At 68.5% G+C, this 20,676-nt stretch carries 18 protein-coding genes and 1 pseudogene; 13 read left to right on the top strand and 6 right to left on the bottom strand.

Features of this window, described 5'->3' with window-relative positions; all coding sequences use genetic code 11:
• The first annotated feature begins 5 nt into the window (after positions 1–5).
• The 11 genes from G6N37_RS21160 to G6N37_RS21210 are packed head-to-tail and all read left to right on the top strand — an operon-like array spanning position 6 to position 11,939.
• Entirely contained in the window at positions 6–1,307 is a 1,302-nt protein-coding gene (locus tag G6N37_RS21160; protein ID WP_163683376.1) for an MCE family protein, read from the top strand.
• Positions 1,304–2,344 carry a virulence factor Mce family protein gene (locus G6N37_RS21165; RefSeq protein WP_163683377.1) on the top strand — a complete coding sequence of 347 codons (1,041 nt, stop codon included), beginning with the start codon at positions 1,304–1,306 and terminating at the stop codon, positions 2,342–2,344. Before G6N37_RS21160 ends, G6N37_RS21165 begins: the two co-directional genes overlap by 4 nt.
• Positions 2,341–3,933, top strand: coding sequence for a virulence factor Mce family protein (locus G6N37_RS21170; protein WP_163683378.1), 1,593 nt, complete (start codon positions 2,341–2,343; stop codon positions 3,931–3,933). The genes G6N37_RS21165 and G6N37_RS21170 overlap by 4 nt, the downstream gene beginning before the upstream one ends.
• On the top strand, positions 3,930–5,543 hold the full coding sequence (locus tag G6N37_RS21175) for a virulence factor Mce family protein (protein WP_163683379.1): 1,614 nt from the start codon (positions 3,930–3,932) through the stop codon (positions 5,541–5,543). Before G6N37_RS21170 ends, G6N37_RS21175 begins: the two co-directional genes overlap by 4 nt.
• The gene (locus G6N37_RS21180; protein WP_163683380.1) at positions 5,540–6,703 is read left to right on the top strand and encodes a virulence factor Mce family protein; all 1,164 of its coding nucleotides are present in this window, start codon (positions 5,540–5,542) and stop codon (positions 6,701–6,703) included. The genes G6N37_RS21175 and G6N37_RS21180 overlap by 4 nt, the downstream gene beginning before the upstream one ends.
• Entirely contained in the window at positions 6,697–8,247 is a 1,551-nt protein-coding gene (locus G6N37_RS21185) for a virulence factor Mce family protein (RefSeq protein ID WP_163683381.1), read from the top strand. The genes G6N37_RS21180 and G6N37_RS21185 overlap by 7 nt, the downstream gene beginning before the upstream one ends.
• Complete coding sequence (locus tag G6N37_RS21190) at positions 8,217–9,047, top strand: Mce protein (RefSeq protein WP_163683382.1); 831 nt, start codon at positions 8,217–8,219, stop codon at positions 9,045–9,047. The genes G6N37_RS21185 and G6N37_RS21190 overlap by 31 nt, the downstream gene beginning before the upstream one ends.
• Positions 9,044–10,015 carry an RDD family protein gene (locus G6N37_RS21195; protein WP_163683383.1) on the top strand — a complete coding sequence of 324 codons (972 nt, stop codon included), beginning with the start codon at positions 9,044–9,046 and terminating at the stop codon, positions 10,013–10,015. The genes G6N37_RS21190 and G6N37_RS21195 overlap by 4 nt, the downstream gene beginning before the upstream one ends.
• On the top strand, positions 10,012–10,566 hold the full coding sequence (locus tag G6N37_RS21200; RefSeq protein ID WP_163683384.1) for a mammalian cell entry protein: 555 nt from the start codon (positions 10,012–10,014) through the stop codon (positions 10,564–10,566). Before G6N37_RS21195 ends, G6N37_RS21200 begins: the two co-directional genes overlap by 4 nt.
• On the top strand, positions 10,533–11,246 hold the full coding sequence (locus tag G6N37_RS21205) for an Mce protein (protein WP_163683385.1): 714 nt from the start codon (positions 10,533–10,535) through the stop codon (positions 11,244–11,246). Before G6N37_RS21200 ends, G6N37_RS21205 begins: the two co-directional genes overlap by 34 nt.
• Positions 11,247–11,264: 18 nt before the next feature.
• The gene (locus G6N37_RS21210; protein WP_163683386.1) at positions 11,265–11,939 is read left to right on the top strand and encodes a YoaK family protein; all 675 of its coding nucleotides are present in this window, start codon (positions 11,265–11,267) and stop codon (positions 11,937–11,939) included.
• Here G6N37_RS21210 and G6N37_RS21215 read toward each other — a convergent pair.
• From G6N37_RS21215 to G6N37_RS21230, 4 genes are all read right to left on the bottom strand, one after another.
• A complete protein-coding gene (locus G6N37_RS21215) occupies positions 11,932–13,041 on the bottom strand; it encodes a phosphodiester glycosidase family protein (RefSeq protein WP_167527439.1) in 1,110 nt (369 codons plus the stop codon). The two genes, G6N37_RS21210 and G6N37_RS21215, sit on opposite strands and share 8 nt — an antisense overlap.
• 79 nt (positions 13,042–13,120) lie before the next feature.
• On the bottom strand, positions 13,121–14,512 hold the full coding sequence (locus G6N37_RS21220; protein WP_163683388.1) for a YhgE/Pip domain-containing protein: 1,392 nt from the start codon (positions 14,510–14,512) through the stop codon (positions 13,121–13,123).
• 26 nt (positions 14,513–14,538) lie between these two features.
• On the bottom strand, positions 14,539–15,273 hold the full coding sequence (locus G6N37_RS21225; protein WP_163683389.1) for a pirin family protein: 735 nt from the start codon (positions 15,271–15,273) through the stop codon (positions 14,539–14,541).
• A gap of 21 nt (positions 15,274–15,294) precedes the next feature.
• Positions 15,295–16,119 (bottom strand): MarR family transcriptional regulator, encoded by an 825-nt coding sequence (locus G6N37_RS21230; protein WP_163683390.1) that lies wholly within the window; start codon positions 16,117–16,119, stop codon positions 15,295–15,297.
• 103 nt (positions 16,120–16,222) lie between these two features.
• On the opposite strand from G6N37_RS21230, the gene G6N37_RS21235 reads away from it, so the two are divergent.
• Complete coding sequence (locus tag G6N37_RS21235) at positions 16,223–17,356, top strand: NAD(P)H-dependent amine dehydrogenase family protein (protein ID WP_163683391.1); 1,134 nt, start codon at positions 16,223–16,225, stop codon at positions 17,354–17,356.
• Here the strand turns inward: G6N37_RS21235 and G6N37_RS21240 are convergent.
• Both G6N37_RS21240 and G6N37_RS21245 read right to left on the bottom strand, forming a co-directional pair.
• Positions 17,353–18,762, bottom strand: coding sequence for an alpha/beta hydrolase domain-containing protein (locus tag G6N37_RS21240; RefSeq protein WP_163683392.1), 1,410 nt, complete (start codon positions 18,760–18,762; stop codon positions 17,353–17,355). The genes G6N37_RS21235 and G6N37_RS21240 overlap by 4 nt on opposite strands.
• A pseudogene (locus G6N37_RS21245) lies at positions 18,759–19,889 on the bottom strand (sigma-70 family RNA polymerase sigma factor). The gene G6N37_RS21240 and the pseudogene G6N37_RS21245 overlap by 4 nt, the downstream one beginning before the upstream one ends.
• Here G6N37_RS21245 and G6N37_RS21250 point away from each other — a divergent pair.
• Positions 19,882–20,676: an alpha/beta hydrolase gene (locus G6N37_RS21250; RefSeq protein ID WP_372514733.1), complete on the top strand. Its 795-nt coding sequence runs from the start codon at positions 19,882–19,884 to the stop codon at positions 20,674–20,676. The pseudogene G6N37_RS21245 and the gene G6N37_RS21250 sit on opposite strands and share 8 nt — an antisense overlap.

Genomic DNA, 20,676 nt, shown 5'->3' on the forward strand with positions numbered 1-20,676 from the left:
CCGCCATGACATCGCCAGTGAAGATCAACGCCCCCCGGACCCCGCCGTACAAGCTGGCGGGCGTCGCCGCGCTGATCATCGCCTTGGTGGCCCTGGCCCTGGTCTACGGACAGTTCCGGGGTGACTTCACCCCCAAGACACAGTTGACGATGCTGGCGTCGCGGGCCGGGCTGGTGATGGATCCGGGCTCGAAGGTGACCTACAACGGGGTCGAGATCGGCCGGGTGGGCAACATCTCCGAGGTGGTGCGCGACGGCAAGCCCGCCGCCAAGTTCACGCTGGAGGTGTATCCGCGGTATCTGTCGCTGATTCCGTCCAACGTGAACGCCGACATCAAGGCGACCACCGTGTTCGGCGGCAAGTACGTGTCGCTGACGACGCCGCAAAACCCCTCCCCGCAGAAGCTCAACCCGCACACCGTGATCGACGCGCGGTCGGTGACCACCGAGATCAACACCCTGTTCCAGACCGTCACCTCGATCGCTGAGAAGGTGGATCCGGTCAAGCTGAACCTGACCCTGAGCGCGGCGGCCCAAGCGCTGACCGGGTTGGGCGACAAATTCGGCCAGTCGGTGGTCAACGCCAACGCGGTGCTCGATGACGTCAACCCGCAGATGCCGCAGGCGCGTCACGACATCCAGCAGCTGGCCGGGCTGGGCGACACCTACGCCAACGCGGCGCCCGACCTGCTGGACTTCTTGAACAACGCGGTGATCACCTCGCGGACCATCAACGCGCAGCAGAAGGATCTGGACGAGGCGTTGTTGTCGGCGGCCGGGTTCGGCAACACCGGCGCCGACATCTTCAACAGGGGCGGACCGTACCTGGCGCGCGGCGCGCAAGACCTGGTTCCCAGCGCCCAGCTGCTGGACACCTACAGCCCCGAATTGTTCTGCACGCTGCGCAACTACCACGACATCGAGCCGAAGGCCTCCTCGTTCCTGGGCGGCAACGGCTACTCGTTGGTCGCCCACACCGAGGCGCTGTCCGGGTTGGGGCTGCTGGCCAACCCCGTCTCGTTGGTCGCCACCCTGGCCACCCTGGTCGGCGGCTTGGCCGGAGTGGTCGGCGGGGCGCCGAACCCGTACACCTACCCGGAGAACCTGCCGCGGGTGAACGCCCGCGGCGGGCCGGGGGGCGCCCCGGGTTGCTGGCAGCCCATCACCCACGACCTGTGGCCCGCACCGGAATTGGTGATGGACAGCGGCAACAGCCTCGCGCCGTACAACCACCTCGACACCGGCTCCCCGTACGCGATCGAGTACGTCTGGGGCCGCCAAGTAGGGGATAACACGATCAACCCATGAAAATCACCGGAACCATCGTCAGGCTCAGCATCTTCTCGTTTGTGCTGCTGATCTTCACTGTGATGATCATCGTCGTGTTCGGTCAGATGCGCTTTGACCGCACGAACGGATACGCCGCGGAGTTCACCAATGTGAGCGGGCTGCGGGCGGGCCAGTTCGTCCGCGCCTCCGGGGTGGAGATCGGCAAGGTCAGTTCGGTCAAGCTGATCGACGGCGGCAAGCGGGCGCGGGTGGAGTTCAACGTCGACCGCTCGGTGCCGCTGTACCAGTCGACGACCGCGCAGATCCGCTACCTCGACCTGATCGGCAATCGCTACCTGGAGCTCAAGCGCGGCGAGGGTGAGGGCGCCGAGCGGGTGTTGCCGCCGGGCGGCTTCATCCCCGCGTCGCGAACCTCGCCGGCGCTCGACCTCGACGCCCTGATCGGTGGGTTCAAACCGCTGTTCCGGGCGCTGGACCCGCAGAAGGTCAACACCATCGCGACGGCCCTGATCACCGTGTTCCAGGGGCAGGGCGGCACCATCAACGACATCCTCGATCAGACCGCGCAGCTGACCACCCAGCTCGGCGAGCGCGACCAGGCGATCGGCGAGGTCATCAAGAACCTCAACATCGTGCTGGACACCACGGTGCGCCACCGGCAGCAGTTCGACCAGACGGTCAACAACCTCGAGGTGCTCATCACCGGGCTGAAGGACCACGGTGACCAGCTGGCGGGCGGAACCGCGCACATCAGCAACGCGGCCGGGACCGTCGCCGACCTGCTCGCCGAGGACCGCGGGCTGCTGCACAAGACGATCAACTACCTCGACGCGATCCAGCAGCCGCTCATCGACCAGCGCGACGGGCTGAACGACTACCTCAAGAGGGTGCCGACCGCGTTGAACATGATCGGGCGCGCCATCGGCTCCTACGGCGACTTCGTGAACTTCTACGCCTGCGACATCACGCTCAAGATCAACGGGCTGCAGGCAGGCGGCCCGGTCCGCACGGTCCGGCTCTTCCAGCAGCCGACGGGTAGGTGCACGCCGCAATGAGAACACTGGAACCACCCAACCGGGTTCGCATCGGGCTGATGGGCATCCTGGTGCTGCTGCTGGTCCTCGGCGTCGGGCAGAGCTTCACCAGCGTCCCGATGCTGTTCGCCAAGCCGAGCTACTACGGGCAGTTCACCGACACCGGCGGCATCAACACCGGTGACAAGGTGCGCATCGCCGGCGTGGACGTCGGCAAGGTGGAAGGCATCAACATCGACGGCGACCACATCCGGCTGAAGTTCTCGCTCGGCACCGCCACCATCGGCACCGAGAGCCGGCTGGCGATCAAGACCGACACCATCCTCGGGAAGAAGATCCTCGACGTCGAGGCCCGCGGCAACCAGCCGCTGCGGCCCGGGGCCACCCTGCCGATCGGGCAGAGCACGACGCCCTACCAGATCTACGACGCGTTCTTCGACGTCACCAAGGCCGCCCAGGGCTGGAACATCGACACGGTCAAGGAATCGCTGCACGTGTTGTCGCAGACCATCGACCAGACCTATCCGCACCTGAGCGCCGCACTCGACGGGGTGGCCAAGTTCTCCGACACGATCGGCAAGCGTGACGAGCAGGTCAAGCATCTGCTCGCCCAGGCCAATCAGGTGGCCAGCGTGCTCGGGGACCGCAGCGAACAGGTCGACCGGCTGCTGGTCAACACCAAGACGCTGCTGGTCGCCTTCAACGAACGCGGCCAAGCCATCAACGCGCTGCTGGCCAACGTCGCCGCCTTTTCCGAACAGGTCAAGGGCTTCATCAACGACAACCCCAACCTCAACCACGTGCTCGAGCAATTGCGCACGGTGAGCGACATCTTGAAGGAGCGCAAGGACGACGTCGCCGCGGGGCTGACCGAGGTCGGTAAGTTCCTGCCGTCGCTGAACGAGGCCATCGCGTCGGGCCCCTTCTTCAAGGTGGTCCTGCACAACCTCGCGCTGTACCAGATCATTCAGCCGTGGGTCGACGCCGCCTTCAAGAAGCGCGGCATCGACCCGGAGAACTTCTGGCGTAGCGCCGGGCTGCCCGAGTTCCGGTGGCCCGACCCGAACGGCACCAGGTTCCCCAACGGTGCTCCGCCGCCGGCACCTCCGGTGTTGGAGGGCACGCCGGAGCACCCGGGGCCGGCCGTCCCGCCCGGATCGCCGTGCTCCTACACCCCGGGCAACCCGGGTGGCAACGTCACCGTCGGTGACGAGGGCCTGCCGCGGCCGTGGAACCCGTTGCCGTGCGCCGGCGGGGGTGTCGGGCCGTTCGGCGGTCCGGGTTTCCCGGCGCCGGTCGACGTCATGACCTCGCCGCCGAACCCCGGCGGCCTGCCGCCGACGCCGGGCATCCCGATCGCGGGACGGCCGGGGGACCCGCCCCCGGACGTTCCGGGGACGCCCGTGCCGCTGCCTGCGCAGGCACCGCCGGGTGCGCGCACCGAGAACCTGGCGCCGGCCGGGCCGACGCCGCCACCGTCGACGTTCGCGCCGGGCTTCCCGCCGGGGCCGGCGGCACCACCCGGGCCGGGCGAACAACTGCCGGCGCCCTTCATCAATCCCGGCGGATCGGGAGGCAGCGGCGCGGCCGGGGGAGGTAGCCAGAATTGAGCACCGCCTTTGACATCCGGAACATCCGGCTACCGAAGCTGACCCGGGCGACCGTGATCATCGGGTCGCTGGTGATCGTGCTGGCCATTGTCGTCGCGTTCGTCGGGTGGCGGCTGTATCAGAAGCTGACCACCAACACCGTGGTGGCCTACTTCCCGGCGGCCAACGCGCTCTACCCCGGCGACAAGGTCCAGATCATGGGGATGCGGGTGGGCGCGATCGACAAGATCGAGCCGGCCGGCGACAAGATGAAGGTCACCTTCCACTACGAGAACCAGTACCGGGTTCCCGCCAACGCCAATGCGGTGATCCTCAACCCGACGCTGGTGGCGTCGCGGGCCATCCAGCTCGAGCCGCCCTACAAGGGTGGCCCGGTGCTGGCCGACAACGCGGTGATCCCCGAGGAGCGCACCCAGGTCCCGGTGGAATGGGACCAGCTGCGCAACAGCATCACCAACATCATCTCCAAGCTGGGGCCGACGCCCGAGCAGCCGACCGGCCCGTTCGGTGAGGTCATCGAGTCCTACGCCAACGGCCTGGCCGGCAAGGGCAAGGAGTTCAACACCACACTGAGCAATCTCTCGCAGGCGTTGACCGCGCTCAACGAGGGCCGCGGCGACTTCTTCGCGGTGGTCAAGAGCCTGGCGCTGTTCGTCAACGCGTTGCACAAGGACGACCAGCAGTTCGTCGCGCTGAACCAGAACCTGGCCGACTTCACCACGCGGCTCGCGCACAACGACAGCGACCTGTCCAACGCGATCGAGCAGTTCGACAGCCTGCTGTCCACGGTGCGCCCGTTCCTGGACAAGAACCGTGGGGTGCTGACCTACGACATCAACAACCTGGCGACCGTGACGAACACGATCCTGCAGCCGGATCCGCTCAACGGGCTGGAGACCGCGCTGCACGTCCTTCCGACGGCCGCGGCGAACATCAACCAGATCTATCACCCGTCGCACGGGTCGGTGGTCGCCATCCCGGCGATCACCAACTTCGCCAACCCGATGCAGTTCATCTGCAGCTCGATCCAGGCGGGCAGCCGGCTCGGGTACCAGGAGTCGGCCGAACTGTGTGCGCAGTACCTGGCGCCGATCCTCGACGCCATCAAGTTCAACTACCTGCCGTTCGGCGCGAACCTGTTCAGCACCGCCGAGACCCTGCCCAAGGAGGTGGCGTACTCCGAGGACCGGCTGCACCCGCCGAACGGATACAAGGACACCACCGTGCCCGGCATCTGGGTCCCCGACACCCCGACGTCGCACCGCAACACCCAGCCCGGCTGGATCGTCGCGCCCGGGATGCAGGGCCAGCAGGTCGGTCCGATCACCGCGGGCCTGATGACCCCGGACTCGCTCGCCGAGCTCATGGGAGGCCCCAACATCGCGCCCCCGCAATCGAACCTGCAAACCCCGCCGGGGCCGCCGAACGCCTACGACGAGAACCCGGTCGTGCCGCCCATCGGGCTCAACGCCCCGGTGCCCATCCAGCCGCCACCGCCGGGGCCGAACGTGGTCCCGGGTCCGGTCGCCCCGACGCCGGCGCCGGTCGCGGCGCCCGCGCCCAACGCCGGCGGGCCGCCGGTACCGACTGACTTCGGGGGTGGCCAGTGAGGCGCGCGCTTCGGTTGATCCGCCGCGGGTCCTGGCAGGCGCTGGTCCTGCTGGTGGCCGCGCTGGTGTTGAGCTCGTGCGGCTGGCGCGGGATCTCCAATGTCGCGATCCCCGGTGGCCCGGGCAGCGGCTCGGGGGCGATGACGATCTACGTCCAGGTACCGGACACGTTGGCGATCAACGGCAACAGCAAGGTGATGGTGGCCGACGTGTACGTCGGGTCGATCAAGTCCATCCAGCTGAAGAACTGGGTCGCCACCTTGGCGCTGGGTGTGGACAAGAACGTCAAGCTGCCCAAGAACGCGATCGCCAAGATCGGCCAGACCTCGCTGCTGGGTTCTCAGCACGTCGAGCTGGCCGCGCCGCCGAACCCGTCGCAGGAGCTGCTCAAGAACGGCGACACCATCCCGCTGAAGAATTCCTCGGCGTATCCGACCACCGAGCAGACGCTGGCCAGCCTGTCGCTGATCCTGCGCGGTGGCGGTATCCCCAACCTCGAGGTGCTGCAGAACGAGGTCTACAACATCTTCAACGGCCGGGGGGATCAGATCCGGTCGTTCCTGGGCAAGCTGGACACCTTCACCAGCCAGCTCAATGAGCAGCGCGACGACATCACCCATGCGATCGACTCGACCAACAGGCTGCTGACGTACGTGGGGGCCCGGGCCGACGTGCTCGACCGGGTGCTGACCGACATCCCGCCGCTGGTCAAGCATTTCGCCGACACCAAGAACCTGCTGATCAACGCCGTCGACGCGGTGGGACGGCTCAGCCAGGCGGCCGACCAGTACCTGTCGGAGGCGCGCGGGCCGCTGCACACCGACCTGCAGGCGCTGCAATGCCCGCTCAAGGAGCTGGGCCGCGCCTCGCCGTATCTGATCGGCGCGCTGAAGCTGATCCTGACGCAGCCGTTCGACATCGACACGGTCCCGAAGATCTTCCGCGGCGACTACATCAACATCTCGCTGACGCTCGACGTGACCTACAGCTCCGTCGACAACGCGTTCCTCACCGGTACCGGGCTGTCGGGGGCGCTGCGCGCGCTCGAGCAGTCGTTCGGGCGTGATCCCGAGACGATGATCCCCGACGTCCGTTACACGCCGAACCCCAATGACGCGCCCGGTGGTCCGCTGGTGGAAAGGGGGGACAGGAATTGCTGACTCCTTTCATCCGACGCCAGCTGATCGCGTTCGGGATCTTGACGGTCATTTCGCTGCTCGTGCTCGGGGTGTACTACCTCCAGATCCCGAGCCTGGTCGGCGTTGGCCGGTACACGCTGAAGGCGGAGCTCCCGGCGTCGGGCGGGTTGTACCCGACGGCGAACGTGACGTATCGCGGCGTCACCATCGGCAAGGTCACCAACGTCGAGCCGACCGAGCGGGGCGCCGAGGCGACGATGAGCCTCGACAGCCGTTACAAGATCCCGACCGACGCGACGGCCAACGTGCACTCGGTGTCGGCCGTCGGTGAGCAGTACCTGGACCTGGAGTCGACCGGGAACCCGGGCAAGTTCTTGTCGGACGGTCAGACGATCACCAAGGGCACCGTGCCCGCCGAGATCGGGCCGGCGCTGGACACGGCCAACCGCGGGCTCGCCGTGCTGCCCAAGGACAAGATCGCCCAATTGCTCGACGAGACGGCGCAATCCGTGGGCGGGCTGGGTCCCGCCCTGCAGCGCCTGGTGGACTCCACCCAGGCGATCGTCGGCGACTTCAAGACCAACATCACCGACGTCAACGACATCATCCAGAACTCCGGCGGGGTCCTGGACAGCCAGGTCAAGTCGGGTGATGCCATCGAACGCTGGGCGCGCAACCTGAACAGGCTGGGCGCGCAGTCCGCGCAGGAGGACCAGCACGTGAAAAGCGTGCTGCGCCAAGCGGCGCCGACGGCCGACCAGGTCAACGACGTCTTCAACGACGTGCGGGATTCGCTGCCGCAGACGCTGGCGAATCTCGAGGTGGTGTTCGACCTGCTCAAGCGCTACCACACCGGCGTCGAGCAGGTCCTGGTGTTCCTGCCGCAGGGCGCGTCGATCGCCCAGACGGTGGCGGCGCCGTTCCCCAACATGGCGGCCCTGGACCTGGCGTTGTCGATCAACCAGCCGCCGCCGTGTCTGACCGGGTTCATCCCGGCATCGGAGTGGCGGTCGCCGGCCGACACCAGCATTCAGCCGCTGCCGTCGGGCACCTACTGCAAGATCCCGATGGACACCCCGGCCAACAGCGTGCGCGGATCCCGCAACATCCCGTGTACGGACATCGAGGGGAAGCGGGCGGCCACCCCGCGGGAATGCCGGGACCCCAAGCCGTACGTACCGGCGGGCACCAACCCCTGGTACGGCGACCCCAACCAGATCCTGACCTGCCCCGCCCCGGCGGCGCGCTGTGACCAGCCGGTGAAACCGGGCCAGGTGATCCCGGCGCCGTCCATCGACACCGGTCTGAACCCGGCCCCCTCGGACCGGGTCGCGGGGACGCCTCCGCCGACCAGCGATCCGTTGTCGCGGCCGGGGTCGGGTACCGTGCAGTGCAACGGCCAGCAGCCCAACCCGTGTGTCTACACCCCCAACGGGTCTCCCGCGGCGATCTACAGTCCCCAAAGCGGTGAACTGGTAGGGCCAGACGGGGTTAAATACTCCGTCGAGAACTCGGCCAGAACAGGAGACGACGGATGGAAGGAGATGCTGGCGCCAGCCGGCTGAACCCCCCACCGATGCCGAAGTTTCGTCGTCTGCGCGGGCGGCGTCCGAAGAACGAGGACCCGGCGGCCGTCGCCGAACCGACCAATCCCGAGGCGACGGCCGAGGAGTCGGCCGAGCCCGAGAACGCGACCGAACCGACCGGCCCGGCGCTGACGGCCGAAGAGCCGTCGGCGGCCGAGGTGCGCGCGGCGGAGCCGGCCGAGCCCGAGGACTCAGCCGAGCCCGAGGAGCCGGCCGAGCCCGAGGACGCAGCCGAGCCGACGGAACCCGCGGCCGCGCCCGGCGAGGCCGCCGAGCGTCGTCCGTCGCGGTTGGGCCGCGGCTGGCTGGCCGGCATCGCGGCGGCGCTCGTACTCTGCGCCGCGGCCGTCGGCGCCGGCGGTTACGTCGCGCTGCGCTATCACCACGAAAGCCAGGCGATCGCCCGCAACAACGCCGCGGCGCTCAAGGCGGCGGTCGACTGCGTTTCGGCGACCCAGGCGCCTGACACCAACGCGATGGCCGCCAGTGAGCAGAAGATCATCGACTGCGGTACCGACGCTTTCCGCTCGCAGGCCTTGCTCTACACCAGCATGCTCGTTCAGGCATATCAGGCCGCCAACGTCCACGTCCAGGTGTCCGACATGCGGGCGGCGGTCGAACGCAACAACCCCGACGGCTCCGTCGATGTGCTGGTGGCGGTCCGGGTGAAGGTGGCCAACGATCAGACGCAGAACGAGACCGGTTATCGCCTGCGGGTGAAAATGGCTATGGCCGAAGGGCAATACAAGATCGCCAAGCTCGACCAGGTGACGAAGTGACGGTGGTGGTCGAGAAGCCACCGGCCCTGGCCGTCGAGGAGTTCCCGCGGAATGCTTTGGCGCCGTGGCATCTTCGCGCCGGCGCGCTCGCCGTCGACATCCTGCCGGGCGCCGCGGTGGTGGCGACGATGGCGCTGGTCTGTTTCACCGTTCCGTTCGGCGGTGTGTGGTGGTGGGTGGGTGTCACGGTCGGCGGCCTGGCCATCCTGTTGATGTTGGTGAACCGGTCATTGCTCCCGGCGGTCACCGGCTGGAGCCTGGGGCGCGGCCTGTTCGGCATCGCGGTCGCGCGGCGCGACGGCGAAACCATCGGGCCGTGGGGGCTGCTGCTGCGCGACCTGGCGCACCTGTTCGACACCGTCTCGCTCGTGGGATGGCTTTGGCCGCTGTGGGATTCGGGTCGCCGCACGTTTGCCGACATGCTGCTGCGCACCGAGGTGCGACGCCGGGAAACGGCCGAGCCGAGCTTCGACGCCCGGCGGTGGACGGCGGTCGTGGCGCTGGGTGCGGCGGGACTGTCCCTCGCCGGTGCCGCGATGAGCTACGGGGTGGTGTTCGCCCCGGATCGGGCCACCGACCGAACCCGGGCGGAGCTGGACACGCAGGGCCCCAAGATGGTCGCTCAGATGCTGACCTACGACCCCAAATCGCTGCACGACGATTTCGCGCGGGCCCTGTCGTTGGCGACCGACAAATACCGGACGCAACTGGCCGCCCAGCAGGACACCGTGCAGAAGGGCAACCCCGTCATCAACGAGTACTGGGTGACCGACCACGCGATCCAGTCCGCGTCGCCGGACCGGGCGACGATGCTGATGTTCATGCAGGGGCGCCGGGGCGCGGCGCCCGACGAACGCTACATCTCCGCCACCGTTCGGGTGACTTTCGCCAAAGCCGGCGGCGGCCGCTGGCTGGTCGACGATCTCACCGTGCTCACCAAGCCCAAACCGCCCGGGGGCGGGAAATGAGCCCGCGCCGCAAGTTTGCCCCGGGCGAGGAACCGCTGCTGGTCCCGCGCCCGGTGCCGCCGCGGCGACCGCGGGGCCTCCCGTGGGTCAGCGCGATCGCCGCGGTCTTCACGGCGGCCGCGATCACCGTGTGCAGCCTGATGCTCGTCGACCACGAATCCCGCGAGCTCGCCGCGTCGAAGAATCGCGAGGTGCTCAGCTACGTGACCGGCTTCATGACGCAATTCACCTCCATCGACCCGTTCCATGCCAACGACTACGTGACGCGGGTGCTCGCCCAGGCGACCGGCGACTTCGCCAAGGAGTACCGCGACAAGGCGAATGAGATCTTGCTGCAGGTGGCGCGCGCCGAGCCGGCCACTGGCACCGTCCTGGACGCGGGGGTGGAGCGATGGAACGACGATGGCAGTGCCACCGTCATCGTGGCCACCGCGGTCAGCACCAAATCGCCTGACGGTAAACAAGTTTGGCAAAACGCGAATCGATGGACGGCGACCGCCACGCAGGAAGGAAAGCAGTGGAAGATCAGCAACCTGCAGCAGGTGATCTAGCCGCCGACGAGAGCGCCGCCGCCCCGGAGGGAGCGGCGGCCGACGAGCGCGCGGACTCGCCGGACACCGACGAAGGCGCTTCCGCCGCAGCGGAATCCACCGCCGACGAAAGCGAGGCCGACGCCGCCGACGCGCCGCCCGCCGGACGCAAGAAGCGCAAATGGCTGGCGGGCAAGCGGTTGGCGATCACCGCCGTCGTTGCGGCCATGCTGTTCGTCGGTTCCGCGGCGTTCGCCGGCGCCACGGTGCAGCCGTACCTGGCCGATCGTGCCGCCGCCGCAACCAAACTCAAGGTCGCGCGGACCGCGGCCGACGCGATCACCACGCTGTGGACGTACACGCCCGAGAACATGGACACGCTCGCCGACCGTGCGTCGCGCTATCTCAGCGGGGACTTCGAGGCGCAGTACCGCAAGTTCGTCGACGCCATCGTGGCCCCGAACAAGCAGGCCAAGATCACCAACCACACCGACGTCACCGGCGCGGCGGTCGAATCGATCGACGACGCCAACGCCGTCGTCATCGTGTACACCAACACCACGTCCACCAGCCCGTTGACCAAGAACGTGCCGTCGCTGAAGTACCTGTCCTACCGGCTGTTTCTCAAGCGCGCGAAGGGCCGCTGGCTGGTGACCAGGATGACGACCATCACGTCGCTGGATTTGACGCCGCACGTCTAGCGCGGTCTGCGACGACCCATGGCCGTTACCTCGCCGGTGTCGGAGCGCTCGACCGTCGCGGCACTGCTGTTGTTGACGTTCGCCACCGGCCTGGCCGACTCGATCAGCATCTTGGTGCTCGGCCATGTGTTCGTCGCGAACATGACGGGAAACGTTATCTTCCTCGGCTTTTGGTTGGCGCCCAGGACGAGCATCGACCTGACCGCGGTCGTGGTGGCGCTGCCGACCTTCGTCTGTACGACGATTCTCAGTGGCCGGATGTCGCGGCACTTCGCCGAACGGACGCGGCGGTGGATCACCACCGTATTGGCAATGGAGATCGGCCTTTTGGTGGCGCTGGCGATCCTGGCCGGCGCGGGTGTCCTGCACTATCACGACAACACCAAGCTGATCATGATCGGCATGCTGGCGGTCACGTTCGGCCTGCAGCACTCCAGCGCCCGCCAGTTCGGCATTCAGGAACTGTCCACCACGGTACTGACGTCCACGATCGTCAGCCTCGGCCTGGACAGCCGCCTGGCCGGCGGCACGGGTGTGCGTCAGACACTGCGTCTCGGCGTCGTGTCGACGATGTGCGCCGGGGCCTTCCTGGGTGCGACGATGTCACGATTCGTGGTCGCGCCGGTGTTCGCCGTCACGGCGGTGGTGGTGGCGGCCAGCCTGCTGATCTTCCGCTTCGGCCGGCCTAGTTGAACGCCAGCCAGCTGGGCAGCGCCCGCTCGTGCGAGTCGCACAGCACCTGCCGGGTGTCGCACGACCCCCGCGGAGAGCCCGCGCCGGCCCACATGCCGCCGGTGTCGCGGCGCAACACGATGGCCGACGACCCGCCCCCGTCGAGCAGGATGGCGTTGTCGCTGCCCAGGCCCCGGAACAGGTCTTGCATGTTGTCCGGGGTGTAGCTGCCGCCCTCGAAGACGTACATCTCGTCTTTCTGCCGCGAGTACGCCAAAGCCGTTCGTGCGGCGCTGGGTCCACCGTCGTGCAGCTGTCCGGTCTGGCCGGGCGCCAGCAGCCCGATCCCGGACACCGCCACAAACCGCTCGTTCTTGTTCAGCAGGTCCTCGACCACCGGGGTCGCGGAGTCGTAGTCGTTCTTGGTCCTCGGCCACACCACGTACGGTGCGCCGCCGGACGGCAGGATCATCGTCGTCAGGGCGCTCCAGCTTTCGCCGCCGCCCGACAGGCCCTGTTTGCCCGGGTAGGCGACGGTGCCGGTGACGGCCTGGTTGGCGCGGCCCTGGCCGTGGGTGTTGTCGACGAAGGCGCCCAGCGGGGAGCTGCAGCCGGTCTGGCGCCACGAGCCGGCCTTCTGCCCGCGGACGTCGAAGAAGTTGGCGTTGATCGCGATCGTCGGTTGACCCATCCGCTGCCACGCCTGCAGCGGCGCATAGAGTTCCGACGCCTGCCAGAGCCCCTCACCGGTGCGGGCGCCGGGATTGTTCTCGCAGCGCGCCTGATCGCCCTGGTGGGTGTCGACCAGCAGGTGGGGCGAAAGGCGTCCCGCCGCATTCTTGATGATCATCAGGTGGCCGCCGTTGTTCATCTCGTACCAGCTGCCGCCGGCGTTGAGCATCGGCGCGGGGTGACCGGGACCGAAGTTATAGACCAGGTAGGAACCCTTGGTGGTGTTGATGGCGTTGGCCAGCAGATCGCGGCCGTCGGCGGCGTGCGCCACCGGCTGGCCCGTGCTGCTGGCGAGGGCGACGCACGCAACCATGGCGGTGCAGCCGGCCACCAGCCGGCGCAAGCTGGCGCGTCGGGTCAGCACGATCGCCCTTTCGGCCCGGATCTGGATGCAACATCAACATCATCAGTCACATCCGTCACACTGTCAATCTAGGTAACGGGCGGGTGACGCTCGGGCGGCGTTCGAATTACGTTTGCTCGCTTGAGCTTTCGGCCTCGGTCTCGGTCGCGACCGTCCGCTCGTGCTTGCCGCTTTGGCGGGCCTTGTGCTGGGCCTGGTGTTCCATGGCGATCGCCATCTCGACCGCACCCGGGATCCGGTGGAACCCCTTGCGGTCGTAGAGGTGGGTGACGATGCCGCCCAGCAGCAGCCCGATGACGAGGCCGATCGACGTCATGAGCAGCGCCTGCGATATGCCGGTGCCCGCGTGTCCCTTGAAGTAGAGCAGCGACCGGGTGCCGAGGAAGACCTGGTGCATGGGCTCGAACTCGGCGAGCCAGCGGAAGAAGGGTGGCGTGGCCTCCAGCGGCACGGTGGCGCCGGCCGACGGCAACCCGAGGATCACGAAGATCAGCATGCTGACCAGCAGGCCACCCGTGCCCAGCACCGAGAGCAACGAACTGGACGTGATGCCCACCGCCGCGATCGCGAACACCCCGAAGGCCCAAAGCTGCCAGCCGAGGTCGATCGGCATGCCGAGACCGTGCGCGATGGCCAGATAGACCAGCGAGGTGAGCAGCCCGAGCAGCACCATGATGGCCCACTTGAGCAGCAGGGTCTGGAAGCGCGAGATTCGCACCTGCTCGGCGAAGCGGTACACCGGGCCGAATTCGGCCGGTACGTAACCGAGCAATGCATCGACCAGGGTGCTGACCACGATGCTGCCGGTGAAGCCCGCGAGCAGCAGCAGGAGGGCGTAGTAGAAGGCCGACAGCCCGTTTCCGGTGCCGTTGGGCAGCGGGTTGTGCACGGTCGACTCGATCTCGATCGGCGTGGAGAGGCCCTCTTCGGCGGCCCCGGCGAGCGGGGCACCGCCGGTCTGCGCCTTGACCTGAGCGAGAAGCCGCTCACCCACTTCGCCGTTGGCCACGCCCATCGCCATGTTCAGGGTCTGGCCGGCGATGCTGGCGCCGAGCGTGCCGGCCCGGGGGTTCGTCGAGATCGTGATCACCGGCCGTTCCGCGGGCCCGGGCAGCACCGCGCTGGCGCCCAGGTCCCGCAGTTTCGACGAGAAGCTCGGCGGTATCAGCACCGAGCCGTACACCTGCCCGGTGTCCAGTTGATGCCTGGCCGCGTCGCGGCGGAGCACGCGGACGTCGAACTTGTCCTTGTCCAGGCCGTTGACCAAGCGGCCGGTCAGCTCCGCGCCGGCCGGCCCCGCGTCCTCGTTCACCACGGCGATGGGGAAGTGCCGCAGGTTGGTCATCGGGTTCAAGATGCCGCCGAGATAAAGCGCGCACAACGCCGACATCAGGGCCAGCGTGATGACCAGCGGCGCGGCCCAAAACCGCACGGTGCGGACCGCTCTGATATTCCGGTTGGGGTTGGGCGCCGCGTGCTGCGGCCGCGATTGAGACATGCCGGCTCCTGTCTGTCACGCCCACTCTATGGGCTCGGCGCCCCCAGCTTTGCGTGCATCTCCCACACCAGTAGCTCCGACGGCTCGCCCGCGGTCACCCGCAGGCCGCCCGCGTCGGTGAACCGGACGGCGTCGCCCTGCCGCAGGTCACCGACTCCTGGGCAGGTGACCGCGCCGCGCGCGAGGAATAGGTGCAGGTAGGGCGCGTGCGGAAGCGGCACGGTGGCACCGGCCCGCAACCGCGTGGCGTGCAGTGCGGCGTCGCGGTTGTGCAGGGTGATGGCCCCGGGCCGGCCGGGGATGCCTGAGGCGATCGTCACAAGTGTGCCGTCCAACACCTCCGCGCCGACCTCGTGCTGTTGATAGCCCGGGGTGATGCCGGCCTCGTCGGGCACAACCCACATCTGCACGAAATGCACTGGCTCCGTGGCCGAATCGTTCTTCTCGGAGTGCAAGATCCCGCTGCCCGCCGACATGCGCTGGGCCAGACCCGGATAGATGACGCCGCGATTGCCGATGGAGTCCCGATGCGCCAGGTGACCCTGCAGCACCCAGGTGACGATCTCCATGTCCCGGTGCGGATGCGTGTCGAATCCGGTTCCGGGCGCGACGATGTCGTCGTTGTTCACCAGCAGCAGCCCGTGGTGGGTGTTGTCCGGGTCGTAGTGATCGCCGAACGAGAACGAGTGGCGGGAGGTCAGCCAGGGCGTCCTGGTGACGGCCCGCTCGGCCGCACGCCGAACCTCCGCGTGGACAGCCATCCGGCCAGCCTAATCGCCCGGTCAGGCCACCGTCGCGGCGAGCAGGCCCTGGGCGTGCCGGAGCGCGGCGTCGAGCTCGGGCAGGGTCAGCCCGGCGGAACGGCCCAGGTGGATCTCGATCTGGTACTCCGGCTGACCGTCCTGCCCGAAGATCGGAAGCACCACGAATTCCGCTGCGGCCAAGTCCGTTTCGAGGGCATCGGTGACCGACTGCAGCGTCACCATCGTCATCAGGGTGGTGAGCTGGCGGGTGACCTGGGCCGTCGGCTCCAGCGACGCGAGGACGTCCGCCAGCCGGCTGTGCAGCGACTGGTGGGTGTCGTCGAACCGCCAGGCGCCATACCCGCGGGCGCGGATGTCGGCGAGGACGCGCCGGTGTTCCGCGATCTCCGCCCGCGTCAGCCGGGGCATCACGCGGTGCAGCCAGGCGTGGATGAAATCATCACCGCGCCAGGCCATTGCGACCAGCCCGAACGGCGGGTCGATCGGAAAGCGCTGTCCGACGGCCCGCCCGCCGTCGGTCGCGTGTCCGACCGCGTCCACGGTGGTCAGGTGCCGGCCGCCGATCTTCGACATCGAGCAGCCCGCGCCCAGCGTGTCGTGCAGGAACCGCAGGGCCGCGCGGCCCCGGTCCAGCAGCGGGAACTGCGCCCGCAGCCCGTGTACCAGTCCGAACAGGCCGCTGCCCAGCACGTAGCGACGATCTTCGCGGCGCGCGACCCAGGCGCGGCCTTCCAGCTCGGCCAGCACCAGGGCGCACGTGGAAGTGCTGATCGCACACCGCTTCGCCAGCTCGGCCGATGTCCGCCCCTTCGGTGAATCCGCAAGCGCCGCAAGCACGTCCATCACCCGCGCGGTGGGCGGTGATTTGGCGGTTGACGTACCGATGTCCGCCTCCCTACGATCCGTCCAAAATGTGAACATATACGTCCTAATAATAGGAGAATCTGTGACCAACGTGGGGGTGTGGGGGCCGGGTTCCATGGGAGTGATCGCCTTGCGCGGCGTGATCGACCACCCGGAGTTGCAGCTGGTCGACCTCGTCGTGCACAGCGACGCGAAGGTGGGGCGCGACGCGGGCGAGCTGTGCGGGATCGCGCCGGTCGGGGTGGCGGCCACCCGGGACCCGGCGGCGCTGCTCGCCGGCGACGCCGAGGCGGTGGTGTACGCCGCCGGCGCCAACCTGCGGCCGCTGGAGGCCGTCGGGGACATGGTCTCCATCCTTCGGGCGGGCAAGAACGTGGTGTCGTGCTCGGTGGTGCCGCTGGTCTATCCCGACGGCGTCGACGCCGCGTTCACCGACCCGCTGCGGCAGGCGGCGCTCGACGGCGGAGCGTCGTTCTTCACCACCGGCATCGACTCCGGGTTCGCCAATGACGTTCTGCCCCTGGTGCTCACCGGCGTCTCGCGGGCCATCGATTCCGTGCGGGTGACCGAGATGTTCAACTACGCCACTTACCCGGACCGGGCCGCGGTGTACGAGATCCTCGGCTTCGGCCGGCCTCCGGAATACCGAGCGTTCGCGGCGCAGCCCGGTATGTTCACCTTCGGCTGGGGCCCCGTCCTGCATCAGCTCGCCGCCGGCCTGGGCGCCAAGATCGACAACATCGAGGAAAGCAACGAACGCCTGCCCGCGGCCGAGTCCTTCGACACGCCCACCGGCCACATCGCCGCCGGGACGATCGCGGCCATGCGCTCCACACTGACCGGATACGTCGGCGGCAAGCCAACCTTCGTCCTGGACCACGTGACCCGGATGCGCGACGACATCGCCCCGGACTGGCCGCAGCCGCACATCTCGATCCCCCCGAAGGACCTCGGCTACGGGCAGGCGTCGGGACGCGGCCTCTACCGGGTGGAGATCGAGGGATCCCCAAGCATGCGTTGCGAATTCGAGATGGCCGAAGACCACGACCACGACCTGGGCGCGCGCATCGCCGGCGCCTCGCGAATGGTCAACGCCATCCCCGCCGTGTGCGCCGCCCCGCCCGGGCTGCTCTCGGCGCTGGACCTGCCACTGATCACCGGGGCAGGCCTGGTCCGCCCGGTGGCGGGGCCGCCGCCGGACAGCCGGCTGTTCTAGGACCGGTCGCCGGGATACGTCGCGGCGGCCAGCTCGAGAATCTCGTCCCGGTCCGCCGCCAGGATGAAGCCCGACCGGATCGACGCGTCGAGGGCGGCGGTGAAACGTTGCAGGTATTGGTTCATCCCGCCCGGGTACAGCCGGCGCAATGTGCCGGCGTCGAAGAGTTCGCCGGAGCCGAAGAGGGCGGACATGATGCTTTCCTCGCCGCCGAGCCCCGAGGTCCGCGCGACAGGTACGTCCACCCACGGGGTTCTGACGCCGCCAAGGACCAGGCCGTGGTCGTCGAGGATGGGCCGCGGCCCGTCGGCATCGCGCACCCGCATGGGCTCCGCCGCAGGCGCGGGCTCTCCGGTGCGCACCCATGCGTCGAGTGCCGCGAGCGCCGCCTGCGCCACGTAGTGGTGTTGTGGGGCGAAGTTGATGTCGTGCGAAAGGCGTTGCCCCATCAGCATGTTCGTCGGCGCGTACGCCGCGACGAGGTCCGCGAGCGGTGCCGTCCCGCTGTCGATCGGCCCGACCTGGATGGTGTAGTTGTCGGCGTGCGCGGCCCCGGGGATCTCCCAGACCCGCAACCACGGGTTGTCGGGCTGGCGCGCGAAGTAGTAGGCCTCCCGCGCGCCGCCGAAGAGGTCCGTCTCGGTGATGATGGCCAGCAACGGCACCCGCAGGTCCGGGCGGAACGCGACGGCGTGCGGTGCACTCGCCTCGTCGAAGATGGAACTCCCGTCGAGCGGCGCGGCGGGGCCGAATCGCGAATGGACGAAGAAGCCGTCGTACCCCTCCGCCACCGGGTCCACGGCGTTGACATAGGTGGTGAGGAACATGGCCGACTGCGACTCGCCCAGCGCGAGGACCCGTCGGGCACGCAGATCACCCAAAACTCCGGTGTCCGCGGCGTTTCTGATCACCGCGCCGACCTGGGAGAAGATGTCGTAGGAGAAGGCGTCACCCGGGTGGTACAGCGGTGCGTAGCGCGTCGGATCCTGGATCTTCAACGACATGTCGACGCCGAGCAGGCTCGCGCCGCCGTCCACGCCGACCCGCTGCGCCGAAACGGCGACGTACGCGTAGCCCGCGCGAACGATCTCCCGGTGCGCCATCATCCAGACCGCGGGAGCGTCGATGCCGCCGCTCACGTTGAGCCATTCGACGAGCGCGGTTCCGTTGAACCGTGCCGGATCCGTGGGGCTCAGCACCGCCATTCTGGTGGTGTAATCGGCGGTGCCGGAAGGGGATACGCTCCACCGCGGGTCGGGCCCCGGTGGCACCGTCGGCGCATACGACGCGGCCGTCCCGGAGACGAAGAACTCCTTGGCCGTGTAGCCGACGTCGGCGAGGTCGTAAGCGCCCAACAGCAGACGCGGCCGCCCGGGGACGGGTGTGATCTCGGGCGAAATCGTCACAGCGAACCGGGCAGCCCGAACGTCGCGAACAACTTCTCGTCGAGGAACGCCACCACGTGCGACACCCGGTCGCCGCGCACGTCGAGCACGTGCAACTGGAAGGGCACGTGCACCTCACCGGCACGCATGTACATGGCGGCGCCGGGCTGACCGTTGGCGACCAGCGGCAACAGGCGCATGTCGCCGGCGGATTCGGCGGGGCACTGCTGATGGATGAGGGTGACGATGTCCCGCGCACCCCGGTACCAGCCGGCGTACGGTGGCATCTCCCAGATCGCCTCGGCGGTGAACAACTCCACCAGGCGGTCGATGTCGTAGGTCTCGAAGGCGGCGATGTAGCGGGCCAACAGGTCCTGGGCCTCGGGGGAATCCGGCGCCGCCAACCTGTCAGCGGGGCTGGGTCCCACGGCGTCCAGCTGGGACCGGGCCCGCTGCAGCAGGCTGTTGACGGCCGTCGTGGTGGTGCCGATCGCTTCGGCCACTTCGGCCGCCTTCCACTGCAGCACGTCGCGCAGCAACAGCACCGCGCGCTGCCGGGGTGAAAGGTGTTGCAGCGCGGCGACAAACGCCAACCGCACCGACTCGCGCGACCCGACGATCACCGACGGGTCGGCCTGGTCGTTCGTCAGGTCCGGGATCGGCTCCAGCCAGGGCACCTCGCGGCGCTCCTGCAGCTCGGCGGTCGGGTCGGAGCTGGGCGCGCCCAGGCCGGTCGGCAACGGCCGGCGTTGCCGGCCCTCCAGCGCGCTCAGGCAGGTGTTGGTGGCGATGCGGTGCAGCCACGTCCGCATCGACGACTTGCCCTCGAAGCGGTCGTAGGCCTTCCAGGCCCGCAGCAACGTTTCCTGAACCAGATCCTCCGCGTCGTGCACCGACCCGGTCATCCGATAGCAGTGCGCCAGCAGCTCACGACGGTACGGCTCGGCATGTGCCGAGAAGTCCCCGCCGACCGCCGGGGCGAGTTCGGAGTCGGCGGCGTTGTGCGCAAGCAGCCCCACGATGGGAGAGCCTACGACAGTGTCTGGCAGGGCGACCTGCAGCGGGAGCCATTACGCTGCCCGTAATGACTAGGACCGTGCAGTGAACCGCGACGAACGGCACTTCGACGGGTTCGGCGGCGTGCGCATCGTTTACGACGTCTGGACACCCGACACGACGCCGCGGGCGGTCGTCGTCCTTTCGCACGGTCTCGGCGAGTACGCCCGGCGCTACGACCACGTCGCGCAGCGTTTCGGTGCGGCCGGCCTGGTCACCTACGCGCTGGATCACCGCGGCCACGGCCGCTCGGGCGGCAAGCGGGTGCTGGTGCGGGACATCTCCGAGTACACCGCGGACTTCGACAGCCTGGTGCGGATCGCCACCCGGGAGCATCCCGGGCTCAAGTGCGTCGTGCTCGGGCACAGCATGGGCGGCGGCATCGTGTTCGCCTACGGCGTCGAACGCCCCGACAACTACGACCTGATGGTGCTCTCGGGGCCCGCGGTGGCGGCCCAGGAACAGGTGTCGCCGGTGATGGTCCTGGCCGCCCGGGTGCTCGGAGCGCTGGTCCCCGGCCTGCCGGTGCAGGAGCTCGACGTCGACGCCATCTCCCGCGATCCCGCGGTGGTGGCGGCCTACAAGAACGACCCGCTGGTCTACCACGGCAAGGTCCCGGCCGGCATCGGCCGCGCCCTGTTTCAGGTCGGCGAGACCATGCCACAGCGCGCGCCGGCGCTGACCGCGCCGTTGCTGGTGGTGCACGGCTCCGAGGACCGCCTGATCCCCGTCGCCGGAAGCCGGCGGCTGGTCGAGTGTGTGGGCTCCACCGACGTCGAGTTGAAGGTCTACCCCGGGCTCTACCACGAGGTGTTCAACGAACCCGAACGCGAGCAGGTGCTGAACGACGTGGTCTCGTGGATTACCGCCCGGCTGTGA

The organism is Mycobacterium seoulense, from assembly GCF_010731595.1.
GTDB classification, from domain to species: domain Bacteria; phylum Actinomycetota; class Actinomycetes; order Mycobacteriales; family Mycobacteriaceae; genus Mycobacterium; species Mycobacterium seoulense.

What these genes read in the sequence shown, in the direction of transcription:
- G6N37_RS21160 (WP_163683376.1), top strand. Translation starts at nt 6, where the DNA reads ATGACATCGCCAGTGAAGATCAACGCCCCCCGGACCCCGCCGTACAAG.
- G6N37_RS21165 (WP_163683377.1), top strand. Translation starts at nt 1,304, where the DNA reads ATGAAAATCACCGGAACCATCGTCAGGCTCAGCATCTTCTCGTTTGTG.
- G6N37_RS21170 (WP_163683378.1), top strand. Translation starts at nt 2,341, where the DNA reads ATGAGAACACTGGAACCACCCAACCGGGTTCGCATCGGGCTGATGGGC.
- G6N37_RS21190 (WP_163683382.1), top strand. Translation starts at nt 8,217, where the DNA reads ATGGAAGGAGATGCTGGCGCCAGCCGGCTGAACCCCCCACCGATGCCG.
- G6N37_RS21200 (WP_163683384.1), top strand. Translation starts at nt 10,012, where the DNA reads ATGAGCCCGCGCCGCAAGTTTGCCCCGGGCGAGGAACCGCTGCTGGTC.
- G6N37_RS21210 (WP_163683386.1), top strand. Translation starts at nt 11,265, where the DNA reads ATGGCCGTTACCTCGCCGGTGTCGGAGCGCTCGACCGTCGCGGCACTG.
- G6N37_RS21220 (WP_163683388.1), bottom strand. Translation starts at nt 14,512, where the DNA reads ATGTCTCAATCGCGGCCGCAGCACGCGGCGCCCAACCCCAACCGGAAT.
- G6N37_RS21225 (WP_163683389.1), bottom strand. Translation starts at nt 15,273, where the DNA reads ATGGCTGTCCACGCGGAGGTTCGGCGTGCGGCCGAGCGGGCCGTCACC.
- G6N37_RS21230 (WP_163683390.1), bottom strand. Translation starts at nt 16,119, where the DNA reads ATGGACGTGCTTGCGGCGCTTGCGGATTCACCGAAGGGGCGGACATCG.